This is a genomic window from Microbacterium sp. H83 (assembly GCF_001650405.1).
In the GTDB taxonomy this organism is placed as follows: domain Bacteria; phylum Actinomycetota; class Actinomycetes; order Actinomycetales; family Microbacteriaceae; genus Microbacterium.
In genome coordinates, this window is sequence record NZ_LWCU01000003.1 from 1 (window position 1) to 15,121 (window position 15,121).

Annotated in this window: 13 protein-coding genes and 1 rRNA gene; all 14 read left to right on the forward strand. The window is 70.7% G+C overall.

Annotated features, from left to right (window positions below; translation table 11 throughout):
• Window positions 1-169 precede the first annotated feature (169 nt).
• The 14 genes from rrf (at window position 170) to A4X16_RS02030 (ending at window position 15,085) form a co-directional block, all read left to right on the forward strand.
• Window positions 170-286, forward strand: a 5S ribosomal RNA gene (gene rrf / locus A4X16_RS01965).
• Between the two features lie 74 nt (window positions 287-360).
• Window positions 361-2,430: a hypothetical protein gene (locus A4X16_RS18200; RefSeq protein WP_231880235.1), complete on the forward strand. Its 2,070-nt coding sequence runs from the start codon at window positions 361-363 to the stop codon at window positions 2,428-2,430.
• On the forward strand, window positions 2,430-3,467 hold the full coding sequence (locus A4X16_RS01980; protein WP_067115634.1) for an HAD-IIA family hydrolase: 1,038 nt from the start codon (window positions 2,430-2,432) through the stop codon (window positions 3,465-3,467). The genes A4X16_RS18200 and A4X16_RS01980 overlap by 1 nt, the downstream gene beginning before the upstream one ends.
• Window positions 3,468-3,533: 66 nt before the next feature.
• Window positions 3,534-3,710: a hypothetical protein gene (locus A4X16_RS17990; RefSeq protein ID WP_197491745.1), complete on the forward strand. Its 177-nt coding sequence runs from the start codon at window positions 3,534-3,536 to the stop codon at window positions 3,708-3,710.
• Window positions 3,707-4,504 carry a TlyA family RNA methyltransferase gene (locus tag A4X16_RS01985; RefSeq protein WP_067115636.1) on the forward strand — a complete coding sequence of 266 codons (798 nt, stop codon included), beginning with the start codon at window positions 3,707-3,709 and terminating at the stop codon, window positions 4,502-4,504. The genes A4X16_RS17990 and A4X16_RS01985 overlap by 4 nt, the downstream gene beginning before the upstream one ends.
• The gene (locus A4X16_RS01990; RefSeq protein ID WP_067115639.1) at window positions 4,501-5,415 is read left to right on the forward strand and encodes an NAD kinase; all 915 of its coding nucleotides are present in this window, start codon (window positions 4,501-4,503) and stop codon (window positions 5,413-5,415) included. Before A4X16_RS01985 ends, A4X16_RS01990 begins: the two co-directional genes overlap by 4 nt.
• Window positions 5,412-7,103 (forward strand): DNA repair protein RecN, encoded by a 1,692-nt coding sequence (gene recN / locus A4X16_RS01995; RefSeq protein WP_067115642.1) that lies wholly within the window; start codon window positions 5,412-5,414, stop codon window positions 7,101-7,103. Before A4X16_RS01990 ends, recN begins: the two co-directional genes overlap by 4 nt.
• A gap of 17 nt (window positions 7,104-7,120) precedes the next feature.
• Window positions 7,121-8,833, forward strand: a complete 1,713-nt coding sequence (locus A4X16_RS02000; RefSeq protein WP_067115645.1) for a CTP synthase — start codon at window positions 7,121-7,123, stop codon at window positions 8,831-8,833.
• A 2-nt stretch (window positions 8,834-8,835) separates the two neighbouring features.
• On the forward strand, window positions 8,836-9,405 hold the full coding sequence (locus tag A4X16_RS02005) for an NUDIX domain-containing protein (RefSeq protein WP_231880236.1): 570 nt from the start codon (window positions 8,836-8,838) through the stop codon (window positions 9,403-9,405).
• A gap of 3 nt (window positions 9,406-9,408) precedes the next feature.
• Window positions 9,409-10,311: a site-specific tyrosine recombinase XerD gene (gene xerD, locus A4X16_RS02010; RefSeq protein WP_067115649.1), complete on the forward strand. Its 903-nt coding sequence runs from the start codon at window positions 9,409-9,411 to the stop codon at window positions 10,309-10,311.
• A gap of 146 nt (window positions 10,312-10,457) precedes the next feature.
• Window positions 10,458-11,474: a hypothetical protein gene (locus A4X16_RS02015; protein ID WP_067115651.1), complete on the forward strand. Its 1,017-nt coding sequence runs from the start codon at window positions 10,458-10,460 to the stop codon at window positions 11,472-11,474.
• Between the two features lies 1 nt (window position 11,475).
• The gene (locus A4X16_RS02020) at window positions 11,476-13,050 is read left to right on the forward strand and encodes a hypothetical protein (protein WP_082914214.1); all 1,575 of its coding nucleotides are present in this window, start codon (window positions 11,476-11,478) and stop codon (window positions 13,048-13,050) included.
• Window positions 13,047-13,736 (forward strand): ABC transporter ATP-binding protein, encoded by a 690-nt coding sequence (locus tag A4X16_RS02025; RefSeq protein ID WP_067115652.1) that lies wholly within the window; start codon window positions 13,047-13,049, stop codon window positions 13,734-13,736. Before A4X16_RS02020 ends, A4X16_RS02025 begins: the two co-directional genes overlap by 4 nt.
• Window positions 13,733-15,085 carry an ABC transporter permease gene (locus A4X16_RS02030; RefSeq protein WP_442922896.1) on the forward strand — a complete coding sequence of 451 codons (1,353 nt, stop codon included), beginning with the start codon at window positions 13,733-13,735 and terminating at the stop codon, window positions 15,083-15,085. The genes A4X16_RS02025 and A4X16_RS02030 overlap by 4 nt, the downstream gene beginning before the upstream one ends.
• Window positions 15,086-15,121 lie beyond the last annotated feature (36 nt).

Sequence of the window (15,121 nt, forward strand, 5' to 3'; positions counted from 1 at the left end):
CAGATGTGGAAGCACGGTAACGTGTGCAGCTGACTGGTACTAATAAGCCGATGACTTGATAACACCCCGTTTGTTGGTGCTACGCGTCCACTGAGTGGTTCTCGATGTACGGTCGAGAACCGCATACCAAAATCTTTTTGTTATGCACGATTTGAAACATCAATAGTGTTTCGGCGGCCATAGCGTGAGGGAAACGCCCGGTYACATTCCGAACCCGGAAGCTAAGCCTCACAGCGCCGATGGTACTGCAGGGGGGACCCTGTGGGAGAGTAGGACACCGCCGGACTCCTTTTAGACAAAATGGCCACCCATCGTTGGGTGGCCATTTTGCGTTTACAGACACTGATATCGAGGAGCATCATGCCGGAAGAGGAAGAGCGCCGTCCGCGTCGCAACGACGACAGAGGACAGCGCGGAGACCGACCTTCCGGTGCTCGCCCCGCCCAGAACCGCGGCGGCTACAACCGCGACTCTCGTGATGGTGGCGCTCCCCGTCGCGAGGGTGGGTACAACCGTGATGGTGGCGCTCCGCGTCGCGAGGGCGGATACAGCCGAGATGGCGGCGCACCCCGTTCCGGTGGATATAGCCGTGATGGTGGCGCTCCCCGTCGCGAGGGTGGGTACAACCGTGACGGCGGCGCTCCGCGATCCGGTGGGTACAACCGCGACAACCGCGACGGCGGCGCACCCCGCTCCGGTGGGTACAACCGCGATGGTGGCGCGCCGCGTCGCGAAGGTGGCTACAACCGCGATGGTGGCGCTCCGCGTCGCGAGGGCGGGTACAACCGAGATGGTGGCGCTCCGCGTCGCGAGGGTGGGTACAACCGTGACGGCGGGGCACCCCGCTCCGGTGGGTACAACCGCGATGGTGGCGCTCCGCGTCGCGAAGGCGGGTACAACCGTGACGGCGGGGCACCCCGCTCCGGTGGGTACAACCGCGATGGTGGCGCTCCGCGTCGCGAAGGCGGGTACAACCGTGACGGCGGCGCTCCGCGCTCCGGTGGGTACAACCGCGATGGTGGCGCTCCGCGTCGCGAGGGTGGGTACAACCGTGACGGCGGGGCACCCCGCTCCGGTGAGTACAACCGCGATGGTGGCGCTCCGCGTCGCGAAGGCGGGTACAACCGTGACGGCGGCGCTCCGCGCTCCGGTGGGTACAACCGCGATGGTGGCGCTCCGCGTCGCGAGGGTGGGTACAACCGTGACGGCGGGGCACCCCGCTCCGGTGGGTACAACCGCGACAACCGAGATGGTGGTGCACCGCGTCGCGAAGGCCGGTACAACCGCGACGGCGGCGCACCCCGCTCGGGTGGGTACAACCGCGACAACCGCGACAACCGCGACAACCGCGACAACCGCGATGGTGGCGCGCCGCGCCGGGAGTCGACGCGCTCGTACCCGCAGCGCGGGGGAGCCGGCCGCGAGCGCCCGGTTCAGGCATCGGGCGACCGCCCGCGCTTCAACGACCCGCACATCCCCGACGACGTCACGGCGCGGGACCTGCACTCTTCGGCTCGCAACGAGCTGAAGACGCTGAGCAAGGAGAACGCCGACCTGGTCGCGCGCCACCTCGCAATGGCTTCCCGTCTCATCGACGAGGACCCGGCCCTGGCGCACGAGCATGCCCTGGCGGCATCCCGTCGTGCGGGGCGCATCGCGATCGTCCGCGAGACGCTCGGGATCACCGCATACGCCACCGAGGACTTCGCGCTGGCCCTGCGTGAACTGCGCACCTACCGGCGCATCTCGGGCAAGGACGACCAGATCGCTCTGATGGTCGACAGCGAGCGCGGCATCGGACGCCCGGACCGCGCGCTCGAGACCGGCCGTGCCGTCGACCGTGCCACGCTCACGACGCCGGTGCGCGTCTCCCTCGCCATCGCCATGTCAGGGGCACGCCTTGACCAGGGTGACCTCGAGCTCGCGCTCGGCGAACTGGAGATCCCGGAGCTCGACCCGGACCGCGCGTTCGAGTGGAGCCCTGCGCTCTTCTCTGCCCGTGCGGCGGTGCTCGAAGACCTCGGCCGCACCGACGAGGCCGAGTTCTGGGCTCATCGTGCGGAGGTCGCTGCCGAGGCACTGGGCGTCGACGACGCCGGTGACGAGGAGATCATCATCGAGGACGGCCTCATCGAAGGCTTCGACGACACCGACGCCGACGCAGACACCGACGCCGACGCAGACACCGACGCCGACGCAGACACCGACGCAGACACCGACGCCGACAGCATCGCCGGCCCCGGCGCCGACTCCGACGCCGACGCCGAGACCGAGACCGGCGCGGAGGAGTCCGAGCCGGAGTACTCGATCGACGACGAGGTCCGTGAGCTCCTCGGCGAAGATGACGTCGACACCGACGAAAACGACGCCACCGAGAGCGCGGCCGCTTCCGAGACCCCCACGTCCTCCGACCCCTCGAAGGAGGCGTAGTGGGGCTGTTCTCCAAGAAGCCCGCGCTGCGCACGCCGCTCGACGGGGTCGACGCCGTCCTGGCTGATCTCGACGGCGTGGTGTACGCGGGTCCTGGAGCGCTGCCGCATGCGGTGGAGAGCTTGAACGCGGCTGCCGGCTCAGCGCGGCTCGGCTACATCACGAACAACGCCTCGCGCACGGATGCCTCTGTGGCGGCGCATCTGAGCAGTCTCGGCCTCGATGTCGCTCCGGCCGACGTGATCACGAGCCCGCAAGCCGCGATGCGGCTTCTGGCGGGGATCGTGCCTCCGCCCGCGACGCTTCTCATCGTCGGGGGAGACGGACTCGTCGACGAGGCGGAGAAGGCCGGCTATACGGTGACCCGCAGCGCCGACGACGCTCCGGATGCCGTCGTGCAGGGCTTCGCGCCCGAGGTGGCCTGGACCGATCTCGCCGAGGCGGCGTTCGCGCTGAAGGTGCCCGAGGACGAGGGCGGCATCCCGTGGATCGCCACCAACACCGACTGGACCATTCCGCGCGAGCGCGGCGTCGCCCCGGGCAACGGCACGCTCGTCTCGGCCGTGCACACGGCGATCGGGCGACTGGCGACCGTCGCCGGCAAGCCCGAGGTCCCGATCTTCGAGGAGGCGATGGCGCGCTTCGGCGCCCGGTCCCCGCTCTTCATCGGCGATCGTCTCGACACCGACATCCTCGGTGCGGTTCGCGCCGGTATCGACTCGGCCCTCGTGCTGACGGGCATCGATCGCCCGAAACACGTCCTCGCGGCGCCTGAGGGCTCGCGTCCCACGTACATCCTCAGCGATCTCCGGGAGCTGCACGAGCCGTATCCCCAGGTCACGGTCGTAGACGGTGTGCACTCCGTCAACGGCGCGTCGGTGCGGGTCACCGGTGCGGATGTCGAGATCCTCGCGGAGGGCGAGTCGCAGATCGACCTCCTGCGCGCCGGAGCAGCGGCGATCTGGGCGTCGGGCACGCCGGTGTTCGTGCTGCGGGTGCCGGAGCGCCTGTACGACGATCCCTTCCATCGTCCGTGACTCGGGGCGGCCGTGCCGCCGCCGTGGCACCGTCATCCTGTCACCGTCGCCCCGTACAGTAGGTACGTGAGCGATGAGACGACGAACGCACCGACCGACGGTCTGTGGAGTCGCCTGCGTCTGATCGAAGGGCAGCCGCTGGCCGCCCGGGCGGATGCGTACTCCGGGCTGCACGACGAGCTCTCCCGCCGCCTCGAGAGCGGCGCGAGACTCGACCAGCGCGACGCCCCGGGTCCCCGATGACCCGACTCGACGCCGCCCTCGCCGCGCGGGGACTCGCTCGTTCGCGCACCCATGCAGCGACCCTCATCGCCGACGGCCTCGTGAGCGTCGACGGCCGTCCGGTGGTGAAGTCCTCGACCCGGATCGACGATACGGCCGAGCTGTCGGTCGCCGGCGTCGACCACTACGTCGGCCGCGGAGCGCACAAGCTGATCGCGGCACTGGACGCCTTCGGCATCCGCACCGACGGGCGACTGGCGCTCGACATGGGGGCGTCCACCGGGGGCTTCACGCAGGTCCTGCGCGAGCGCGGGGCGCGCCGAGTGCTCGCGGTCGACGTCGGGCACGAGCAGCTCGCAGCCGCCGTGGCCGCAGATCCGGGCGTCGTCTCCGTCGAGGGCTACAACGTGCGGCACATGACACCGGAGAACCTCGCCGACGTCACCGGCGAATCCGCAGCGCCCGACATCATCGTCGGCGATCTCTCGTTCATCTCTCTCGAGCTCGTGCTCCCCGCGGTCGCGGTCGTCGCCGCCCCGGACGCCGACGTCGTCCTGCTCGTGAAACCTCAGTTCGAGGTCGGCCGCACCGCCGTGCGCGGCGGCCTCGTCACCGACCCGGCCACCCGCGCCGATGCCGTGGCACGCGTGGTGTGGAGCGCGTGGGACTCCGGCTTCGGGATGCTCGGCATCCTCACCTCTCCGATCCTCGGGACGCATGGCAACTCCGAGTACCTGGTGCATCTCGCGCCGGGCCGGGGGAGTGATCCGTCAGAATGGTCGGACCGCATCAATGCACTGGCAGGGGGACGATGAACGAGCGCAACATCCTGGTCGTCGCCCACGCCGGCCGCGAGGACACGGTGGCGGCCGCGTGGCGCGTGATCGAGTCCCTCCGCGGCTCGGGTGCGCGTCCGGTGCTCGCCGGCGACGACAGCGCCGACCTCCGCGCGGTCGACCCGCGGTTCGGCTCGGTCGACGTGCTCGGCGACTCGGTACGGCAGGACGAGCTGGAGCTGGCGATCGTGCTCGGCGGAGACGGAACGATCCTGCGCGCCGCGGAGCTCGTGCGCGGCTGCGCCGCCCCCGTGCTCGGCATCAACATGGGTCACGTCGGCTTCCTCGCCGAGATCGACCGCGACGACATGGACGCGGCGGTGCGTCGAGTGATCGACCGCGACTACGAGGTCGAGGAGCGCCTCGCCCTGTCCGTCCGCGTCAAGGACGTCGACGGTGCGGTGGTCTACGAGACGTTCGCCCTCAACGAGGCGACGGTCGAGAAGGCCAGCCGCGAGCGCATGATCGAGGTGGTGCTCGAGATCGACGGCCGTCCGCTGTCGAGCTTCGGATGCGATGGGATGGTCGTGTCGACCCCCACCGGGTCGACCGCCTACAACTTCTCCGCAGGCGGGCCGGTGATCTGGCCGAGCGTCGAGGCCATCGCCGTGATCCCGCTCTCCGCGCACGCCCTGTTCGCGAAGCCGCTCGTCGTGAGTCCCGACGCCGCCGTCGCGATCGAGATGCTCGAGGGCACCTCGGGATCCGGCATCCTCTGGTGCGACGGCCGACGCTCGCACGATCTGCCGCCGGGGGCGCGCGTCGTCGTGCGGCGCTCGTCGCGACCCGTGCGGCTCGCCCGGCTGCATCCGACGGCGTTCACCGACCGACTGGTGCGCAAGTTCCAGCTGCCGGTCGCCGGGTGGCGCGGACAGGGGGCGAGCGCATGATCGAGGAGATGCGGATGCAGGGCCTCGGCGTGATCGCCGACGCCGTCCTGCCCCTCGGCGCCGGGTTCACCGCGATCACCGGCGAGACGGGTGCGGGCAAGACGATGGTCGTCACGGGTCTCGGACTCCTGCTCGGCCAGCGCGCGGACTCCGGCGCGGTGCGCGCAGGAGCGGCGCAGGCGTCGGTCGCCGGCGTGTGGATCGTGCCGGAGACCGGTGAGGTCGCCGACATCGTGACGGACGCCGGGGGCGAGCTCGAACCCGCAGGCTCCGGCATCGCCGAGCTCTACGTCTCCCGCACGCTGAGCGCCGAGGGGCGGAGCAGGGCGAGCGTGGGCGGACGTGCGGCGCCGGCGGGCGTCCTCTCCGCGCTCGCGGAGGAGCTCGTGGTCGTGCACGGTCAGTCCGAGCAGCTGCGCCTGCGATCCTCCGCTGCCCAGCGCGATGCTCTCGACCGCTTCGGCGGTGCGCCGATCGCCGCGGCCCTCGAGGCCTACGGCACCGCGTTCGCCCGCTGGCGGGAGCTCGACGCCGAGATCGCCGACATCACCGATAATCGCGACCGCCGTGCCGAGGAGGCCTCCCGTCTCCGCGAGGCGCTCGCGCTCATCGAGGCCACCGCGCCCGAAGCGGGGGAGGACGTCGAGCTCGCGGCGCGTGCCGAGCGCCTCGCGAACGCGGAGGAGCTGCGCCTGGCGGCCACCCTCGCCCACGGCGCGCTGTCGAACGAGGAGGGCGAGCCCGATGTGACGGCTCTGCTCGCCGAGTCGCGACGCCTTCTGGAGCGCGTCCCCGACCGTACGCTCACCGATCTCTCCGAGGCGCTGGCGGACATCGGCTATCGGGTCACCGACATCGCCGGTCAGCTCTCGGCATACCTCGCCGATCTCGACGAGTCCGGACCCCACGAGCTCGCCGCGGTCGAGGAGCGTCGCGCCGCGCTCGGCGCGCTGATCAGGGCGCACGGCACGCTCGACGACGCGCTCGAGCTGTGGAGCACCGGATCGACGCGTCTCGCCGAGCTCGACGACGACGGAGACCGACTCGAGCGCCTCGAAGAGCAGCGCGCGACCGCACGGTCGGAACTCGATGCCGTGGCCGCCGCCCTCACCGCCGAGCGGACGGCCGCGGCGGTGCGCCTCGGCGATGCCGTCAGCGAGGAGCTGCACGCCCTCGCGATGCCCGACGCGCGGCTCGAGGTGTCCGTGTCGGCCGGGTCCGAGAGCACCCACGGACGCGACGACGTCGCGATCCTCCTCGCTCCGCATCCCGGAGCCGAGCCGCGCTCCGTCGCGAAGGGCGCCTCGGGCGGAGAGCTCTCCCGTGTGATGCTCGCGATCGAGGTCGTGATCGCCGGCACCGACCCGGTTCCGACCTTCGTGTTCGACGAGGTCGACGCGGGCATCGGCGGCGCTGCCGCGATCGAGGTCGGACGACGACTCGCCCGGCTCGCAGAGAAGTCGCAGGTCATCGCGGTGACGCATCTCGCGCAGGTCGCGGCCTTCGCGACGAACCACCTCTCCGTGGTGAAATCCCACGACGGCGCCGTCACCGCGTCGAGTGTGCGCCGTCTCGACGGGGCGGAGCGGGAGGCGGAGATGGCCAGACTGCTCTCGGGACTCACCGATTCCGACGCCGCGCTGACCCATGCCCGAGAACTTCTCAGCCTCGGCACCTCCGCCGCCTGATAGGATCGAAGCCCGTGATGAACTCTTCTTCCGCGGGACCCAAGAACGACACCGAGCAGCGCTCATTCACCACGAAGCACATCTTCGTGACTGGCGGTGTCGTCTCGTCTTTGGGCAAGGGACTGACGGCCGCCAGCCTGGGCAACCTCCTCACGGCCCGCGGACTCCGCGTCGTGATGCAGAAGCTCGACCCGTATCTGAACGTCGACCCCGGCACCATGAACCCGTTCCAGCACGGCGAGGTGTTCGTCACGGACGACGGCGCCGAGACCGATCTCGACATCGGCCACTACGAGCGCTTCCTCGACATCAACCTGTCGCAGGCCGCCAACGTCACGACCGGCCAGATCTACTCGCAGGTCATCGCCCGCGAGCGCCGCGGCGAGTACCTCGGCGACACGGTGCAGGTCATCCCGCACATCACCGATGAGATCAAGCGCCGCATGCGTCTGCAGGCCACCGAGGATCCTCGTCCGGACGTCATCATCACCGAGGTCGGCGGCACGGTCGGCGACATCGAGTCGCAGCCGTTCCTCGAAGCCGCACGTCAGCTCCGCCACGAGCTCGGACGGGACAGCGTGTTCTTCGTGCACGTGTCGCTCGTCCCGTTCATGGGCGCGTCCGGAGAGCAGAAGACCAAGCCCACGCAGCACTCCGTCGCGGCGCTGCGTCAGGTCGGCATCCAGCCCGACGCGCTGGTCCTCCGCAGCGATCGCCCGGTCAGCGAGAGCAACCGCAACAAGATCGCGCTGATGTGCGACGTCGACGCCGAGGGAGTCATCAACACGGTTGACCTCCCGAGCATCTACGACATCCCGTCGACGCTCAACGATCAGGGACTCGACTCGTACATCGTCCGTCGCCTCGGTCTCGACCAGAAGGCCGCGGACGAGGTGGACTGGACGCGCTGGTCCAAGGTGCTGCACGCCGTGCACAACCCGAAGCACGAGGTGACGATCGGTCTGGTCGGCAAGTACATCGACCTCCCCGACGCCTACCTCTCGGTCACGGAGGCGCTCAAAGCCGGCGGCTTCGCGCAGGAGACGAAGGTCAACATCCGCTGGATCCCGTCGGACCGCTGCGAGACCCCCGAGGGCGCCAAGGAGCAGCTCGGCGCGCTCGACGGCATCTGCGTGCCCGGCGGCTTCGGCATCCGCGGCATCGAGGGCAAGCTCGGCGCGCTGAAGTTCGCTCGCGAGCAGGGCATTCCGACCCTCGGCCTCTGCCTCGGCCTCCAGTGCATGGTGATCGAGTACGCCCGAGACGTCGCCGGGATCGCCGACGCGTCGTCGAGCGAGTTCGACCCCGAGACCACCGAGCCGGTCATCGCGACGATGGCTGAGCAGGTGGAGATCCTCGACGGCGGCGATCTGGGCGGCACGATGCGCCTCGGTCTCTACCAGGCCGCACTCGCCGAGGGCTCGCTGGCGCGCGAGGTGTACGGAGCCGCAGAGGTCTCGGAGCGCCACCGGCACCGCTACGAGGTCAACAACGCCTACCGCGCGCGTCTCTCCGAGGCGGGGCTGGTGTTCTCGGGCCTCAACCCCGAGCTCGACCTCGTCGAGTACGTCGAGCTGCCGCGCGACGTGCACCCGTACTACATCGCCACGCAGGCCCACCCGGAGCTCCGCTCGCGTCCGACCGACCCGCACCCGCTGTTCCGTGGTCTGGTGGGGGCCGCGATCGAGCGCCACCGCGCCAGCGAGCTGTTCGACGTCGAAGAGGCGTGACGGTGACGCACGGTCTTCAGGACGAGCCGTTCGAGCCGGAGGTCCTTGCGAGCGACCTCGTGTACGAGGGACGCGTCTGGGACGTGCGCTCCGACCGGGTCCGCTACGGCGAGGGCGAGATCGTCCGTCAGTACATCGATCACACCGGCGCGGTCGCAATCGTGGCGATCGACGACGACGGGCGTGTGCTCCTGATCCAGCAGTACCGGCATCCGATCCGCCACCGCGACTGGGAGCTGCCGGCCGGGCTGCTCGACGTCGAGGGCGAGGAGCCTCTTCTCGCGGCGCAGCGCGAGCTCGCCGAGGAGGCCGATCTCGCGGCCGCGCACTGGGAACCGCTGGTCACGACGTTCGCGACCCCCGGGGGCAGCAACGAGATCGTCCACTTCTTCGTCGCGACCGGTCTGTCCGCCCTCGCGGACGCCCATGCCCGCGAGGACGAGGAGGCGGACATCCGCGTGGAGTGGATGCCGCTGACGGATGCCGTCGACGCGGTGCTCGGAGGACGCATGCACAACGCGCTGCTCGCGATCGGCCTCCTCGCCGCCGAACGGCGTCGCGCGGGGGAGTAGCCGGTGCAGCTCGATCGTGCGCTGGACACCTACCTGCGCCACGTCACGATCGAGCGCGGCCTCAGCGACCACACCATCGCGGCCTACCGCCGCGATCTCGGGGCGTACCTCGAGTGGCTCACGCAGGAGGGCATCACCGACACCGCGGCGATCACGCCGTCCGTGATCGGCCGCTTCATCGCGGAGCGCTCCGGCGCCGACCCGGCTCCGGCGGCGACGAGTCTCGCGCGGCTGCAGTCGTCGGTCCGCGGATGGCACCGGTTCCTCGCCAGGGAGGGGATCGAGGACCATGACCCGAGCGGCCGACTCCGTCCGCCGAAGGCTCCGAGGCGGCTGCCGAAGGCTCTGACCATCGATCAGGTCGAGCGACTGCTGGGCGCCCCGTCGGCCGACGACCCGATCGGCATCCGCGATCGCGCGCTGCTGGAGCTCCTCTACGCGACGGGCGCCCGCGTGTCCGAGGCGGTCGGGCTCGACGTCGACGATCTCGCGCACGGCGAGGTGCTGCGGCTGCGGGGCAAGGGATCGAAGGAGCGCATCGTCCCGGTCGGCTCGTACGCCCGTGACGCGGTCGACGCCTATCTCACCCGGGTGCGGCCGAGCCTCGCGGCGAAGGGCCGGGCCTCCTCGCGACTGTTCCTCGGAGCGCGCGGCGCGCCGCTGTCGAGGCAGAGCGCGTGGCTGGTCATCCGTGCCGCGGCGGACCTCGCGCAGATCACCGCGGAGGTGTCGCCGCACACGCTGCGCCACTCCTTCGCGACCCATCTTCTGCAGGGCGGGGCCGACGTCCGCGTCGTGCAGGAGCTGCTGGGACACGCGTCGGTGGCCACGACGCAGATCTACACGCATGTGTCCGTCGACGCCCTCCGCGACATCTACGCGACGTCCCACCCGCGGGCTCGCTAGCCGTCGCCGCGAGCTTTCTCATCATCCCCGGGAGGTATCCGAGGAGCATCCGTGTCGGCCGTTCGGGGGACGCGAAGAACGGGCTCGCCCCCCTACTGTTACTCGGGACAGCTGACTTCTGGGCGTCGGCGACGAAGGAGTACGACATGCGTTCCACCGGTCCTCTCGCGGTCTGCACGGCAGCCGCTCTGGCCCTCGTGCTTGCCGGCTGTTCCGGCTCCGGCGATGCCGACCTCGACTACGAGGACTCGCCGCTCACGAAGTACCTGTCGTCGGCCTACGGCGGCGATCTCTCGCAGGAGGAGCAGCAGAAGCAGTTCGAGGAGCAGCAGCGTCAGCAGGAGGAGCTGATGGCGGAGTGCATGGCCGACGAGGGGTTCGAGTACACGCCGAACCTGCAGAGCGGCGGCATCGTCTTCTCGGACGACGAGGTCCCGTGGGAGCCCGACGAGAAGGAGTGGGTCGAGAAGTACGGATACGGGATCGTGAACAACCCGTACAACGACATGACGGAGGAGCAGTCCTCCGAGGAGTACGTCGACCCGAACGCCGAGTACGTCCAGTCGCTCTCGGAGTCCGAGCAGACCGCGTTCTACGAGACCGCCTACGGGGTTCCCCCCGAGGAGGACGAACTCGCGGAGGACGGCAGCTACGAATACAGCTGGGAGGACGCGGGCTGCCAGGGTTGGGCTCAGCACGAGCTGCAGGGGGAGGACCCCTGGCAGGCCGACGAGTTCGCCGAGCTGCGCACGAAGATGGACGAGCTGTGGACCTCTCTGCAGGATGCTCCGGAGTACGCGGAGCTGAACGCGGCGTGGGCCGCGTGCATGGACGAGGGCGGCGAGCCGGGCTTCGCCACGCAGATGGAGGCGCAGCAGTCGATCTCGGACGAGCAGAGCGCGCTCTTCGATGCGGCCTACGGCGACGGGACGACCGAGGTCGACCCCGAGGCGGCGGAATTCGAGGACCCGAGCACGAGCCCCGAGATGAAGGCCCTGGGCGAGCGGGAGATCGAGCTCGCCATCGTCGACCTCGGATGCCGGGCGGAGACGTCGTACACGAAGAAGTCGCTCGAGATCCAGTTCGCGCTGGAGGAGAAGTTCATCGCCGAGAACAAGGCCGACCTCGAGGCGTTCAAGGCCGCCGCCGAGCAGAACAGCTGACATGAAGGACGACGACGCCACCACGACGACAGAACTTCCCGAGGAACTGCTTCCCGCCGCCGTCGACCCCGACGGCGACCTCGCGGGTGACGAGGTCGACACCTCCCGGGTGAGCGGATGGGGCCGGATCGTGCGGGGCAACCGCACTCTCTGGATCGTCGCTCTCTGCGCGGTCGCGAGCCTGGTCATCGGGCTCCTGGCCGGCAGGTTCCTCATCGCGCCTGCGGATGCCTCCGAGACCCCCGACCCCGGGCTCGTGACGGTTCCCGTCGAGTTCGGATCGCTGAGCAACGACGTCACGCTCCGGGCCGACGTCGGCTATGCCGACGCGGTGGAGGTCACGATCGACACGACCGGCGGCGGCAGCGTCGTGACCGGCGCGGTGCCCGAGGTCGGCGCGACTCTCGCTCCGCTGTCGATCGCGCTGGAGGTCGAAGGGCGTCCGGTGATCGTGCTCCCCGGGGAGCTGCCCGCGTATCGCACGCTCCGCATGGGCGTGTCGGGCCCGGACGTCCTGCAGCTGAAGCAGGCGCTGGTCAGTGTGGGCATCGGCGCCGGCGACGTGGCATCCGATCGGTTCGACCAGGCGACGGCCGACGGTCTCGGGCAGCTCTATGCCCAGGCGGGCTATCCGCTGCCCGCTCCGGAGGAGGGGGCCGCCGATGCGGTGCGATCCGCCGAGGAGGGCGTGCGCTCGGCGGAGAGCGGGGTGGCGCAGGCGCAGCAGGCGCTCACCGCCGCGGGGGCCGGTCCGACCGCCCTGGAGGGGTGGCAGGCGGATGTGCGGGTCGCTCAGGCCGAGCAGGCACTCGCCGACGCGCGCAACGGCGTCGAGGGCACGAGCGTGCAGCAGGCGGAGTGGGATCTGCAGACGGCACGCCTCGAGCGCGACCAGCTCTGGGCCGCCAGGAACACCGGTGCGGAGAGGGCAGCGCTCGATACGGCCCGCGCGCAGGTAAATTCCGCAGCCGAGGCGCTGGAGAGCGCGAGGCAGAGCGTGCTGCCGTACCTGCCCGCGAGCGAGGTGCTCTTCCTCACCGAGCTGCCGCGCCGCGTCGACGCCGTCGAGGTCGCGCGAGGGACGTCGATATCGGGGGCCGTCATGACCGTCTCCGGCGCGACCGTGCGTCTGACCGGCGCAGCGGCGGAGGCCGATGCACGCCTTCTCGAGGTGGGCGCCGTGGCGACCTTCGAGCTGCCGGACGGCACGGAGCACCGCGCGGTCGTCTCCGAGCTCACCCCCGGCAAGGACAGCAAAGCCCGATGGGACGTGCTCTTCGAACCGGACCCCCTCACGCCCGACCAGATCAGTCAGCTGCAGGGCAGCAACGTCCGAGTGCGGATCGCCGTCGGCGCGACGGACGGCGACGTGCTCTCGGTTCCGCTGGCCGCGCTGACGGCCGGGCCGGGCGGGGAGTCGCGCGTCGAGGTCGTCGATTCGGATCCTCGGGAGGGCGAGGACGCGGAGACCCGCATGGTCGTCGTCGAGACCGGTCTCGCCGCCAAGGGCGCGGTGGAGGTGACGCCGATCGAGGGCGAGCTGGACGAGGGCGATCTCGTGGTGGTCGGAGAGTGACCGCGGCGGATGCCGTCGCGCCGCTGATCGAGCTGCGCGACATCACGCGGTCGTTCCCCGGCCCGCCGGAGGTCCAGGCGCTCAAGGGCGCCTCGTTGACGGTAGCTGCGGGGGACTACCTCTCGATCGTGGGCCCCAGCGGCTCGGGCAAGTCGACGATGCTGAACATCCTGGGACTCCTCGATCGACCGAGCGTCGGCGAGTACCGTCTCGCGGGCGCGCTCACCGGCGATCTCTCGGACGACGACCGCGCCGCCGCTCGAGCGCGATTCATCGGCTTCGTGTTCCAGTCGTTCCACCTCCTGCCGCGGCGCAGCGTGCTCGACAACGTGCTGATGCCGATGCTCTACAGCGGCGTGCCTCGACGCGAGCGCGAGTCCCGGGCCCGCGACGCGCTGAGTCGCGTGGGCCTCTCGCACCGGATCGACTTCCTCCCCGGATCGCTCTCCGGGGGTGAGCGCCAGCGGGTCGCGGTCGCACGCGCCGTCGTGAGCGGTCCGCGGATGCTGCTCGCCGACGAGCCGACGGGCAACCTCGACCAGACCACCTCCGGCGAGGTGATGACGCTGTTCGAAGAGCTGAACGACGACGGACTGACCCTCATCGTGATCACCCACGACGACGGCGTCGCCCGCCGGGCGCGTCGGCGCATCCGCATCTCCGACGGCCGATTGAGCGAGCTGTGAGGCGGCTGGCAGTCCCGGGCCGGCGCACCGGGCGCACCCTGGAGGAGGAGCGGGATGCCGACGGCGGACGGGACGGGGACGCCCCGGGCGAAGCAGCGGAGACGCCGCTCGTCCCGGCTGTCGCCCACGCCGACCGCTTCACCGTCCAGGACCTGATCGCCGAGGCCACCGCGGACATCGGCTCTCGACCGGCGCGCCTGGTCATGACCATCCTGGGCACCGTGCTGGGGATCGCCTCGCTCGTCGCGACCATCGGGTTCGCGCAGACGGCCGCCGCGCAGATCGCGAGCCAGTTCGACGGCGCCGCCGCGACCCGGGTCGTGGTGTCGGCCGCGACCGCGCAGGCGGGGTCGCAGAACTCCAGCGTGGCGGCGGGGCGGCTGCCCTGGGATGCGCCGGAGCGGGTGGCCCGCCTCGCCGGCGTCGAGAGTGCGACCCTGCTCGCGGAGGTCGAGCTGGCCGAGGGCGAGACGATCACCGCGGTGCCCGTGAACGATCCGTCGGCGGCCGCCGTCGCCTCGCCTCGCCTGTTCAGCGCCTCCTCCGAGCTGCTCGACACGACGCAGGGGACCCTGGTCACGGGACGCGTCTTCGACTCCGGGCACGACGCGCGCGCGGATCGGGTGGCCGTCCTGGGCCAGCGCGCCGCCGAGCGCATGGGGATCAATCGCGTCGACTCGCAGCCGTCCGTGTTCATCGCGGGCGTCGCGTACGCGGTCATCGGCATCGTTGACGACATGGAGCGGCGCAGCGAGCTGCAGGATGCCGTGATCGTGCCCACCGGCTCCGCGCGCGCGGACTTCGGCCTCGCCGCGCCGTCGGAGCTCGACATCCGGATCTCGGTGGGAGCCGGACCGCAGGTCGCGGAGCAGGCCGTGATCGCCCTGCAGCCGGATGAGCCCGACACGCTGCAGGCGCGAGCGCCGTCGGGATCCTCCGACCTCAGCCAGAGCGTGCAGGCGGACGTGAACGTGGTGTTCCTGATCCTCGGGGTCATCGCGCTGCTCGCGGGCGGACTCGGCATCGCGAACGTGACCCTTCTGTCGGTGATGGAGCGCGTGGGGGAGATCGGTCTGCGCCGTGCTCTCGGGGCGACCCGTCGTCAGATCGGCGCACAGTTCACGGTCGAGTCGATCGTGATCGGCTTCATCGGCGGGCTCATCGGGGCCGCCGTGGGGGTCGTCGCGGTGATCGTCGTGGCGGTCGTGCAGGGATGGACCCCGGTCACGGATCCGCTGGTCGCGATCGCGGGCGCCGTTCTCGGGGCGATCGTCGGCTGGGGATCCGGCTGGTACCCCGCGCGCCGTGCTGCCCGCATCGAACCCGTCGCCGCGCTGCGGGGCGTCTGACACGCCCGGCGCGCGGAGACAGCGGTCCGCATGCGC

What these genes read in the sequence shown, in the direction of transcription:
- A4X16_RS01985 (WP_067115636.1), top strand. Translation starts at nt 3,707, where the DNA reads ATGACCCGACTCGACGCCGCCCTCGCCGCGCGGGGACTCGCTCGTTCG.
- A4X16_RS02000 (WP_067115645.1), top strand. Translation starts at nt 7,121, where the DNA reads ATGAACTCTTCTTCCGCGGGACCCAAGAACGACACCGAGCAGCGCTCA.
- A4X16_RS02015 (WP_067115651.1), top strand. Translation starts at nt 10,458, where the DNA reads ATGCGTTCCACCGGTCCTCTCGCGGTCTGCACGGCAGCCGCTCTGGCC.
- A4X16_RS02020 (WP_082914214.1), top strand. Translation starts at nt 11,476, where the DNA reads ATGAAGGACGACGACGCCACCACGACGACAGAACTTCCCGAGGAACTG.
- recN (WP_067115642.1), top strand. Translation starts at nt 5,412, where the DNA reads ATGATCGAGGAGATGCGGATGCAGGGCCTCGGCGTGATCGCCGACGCC.
- A4X16_RS18200 (WP_231880235.1), top strand. Translation starts at nt 361, where the DNA reads ATGCCGGAAGAGGAAGAGCGCCGTCCGCGTCGCAACGACGACAGAGGA.
- A4X16_RS01990 (WP_067115639.1), top strand. Translation starts at nt 4,501, where the DNA reads ATGAACGAGCGCAACATCCTGGTCGTCGCCCACGCCGGCCGCGAGGAC.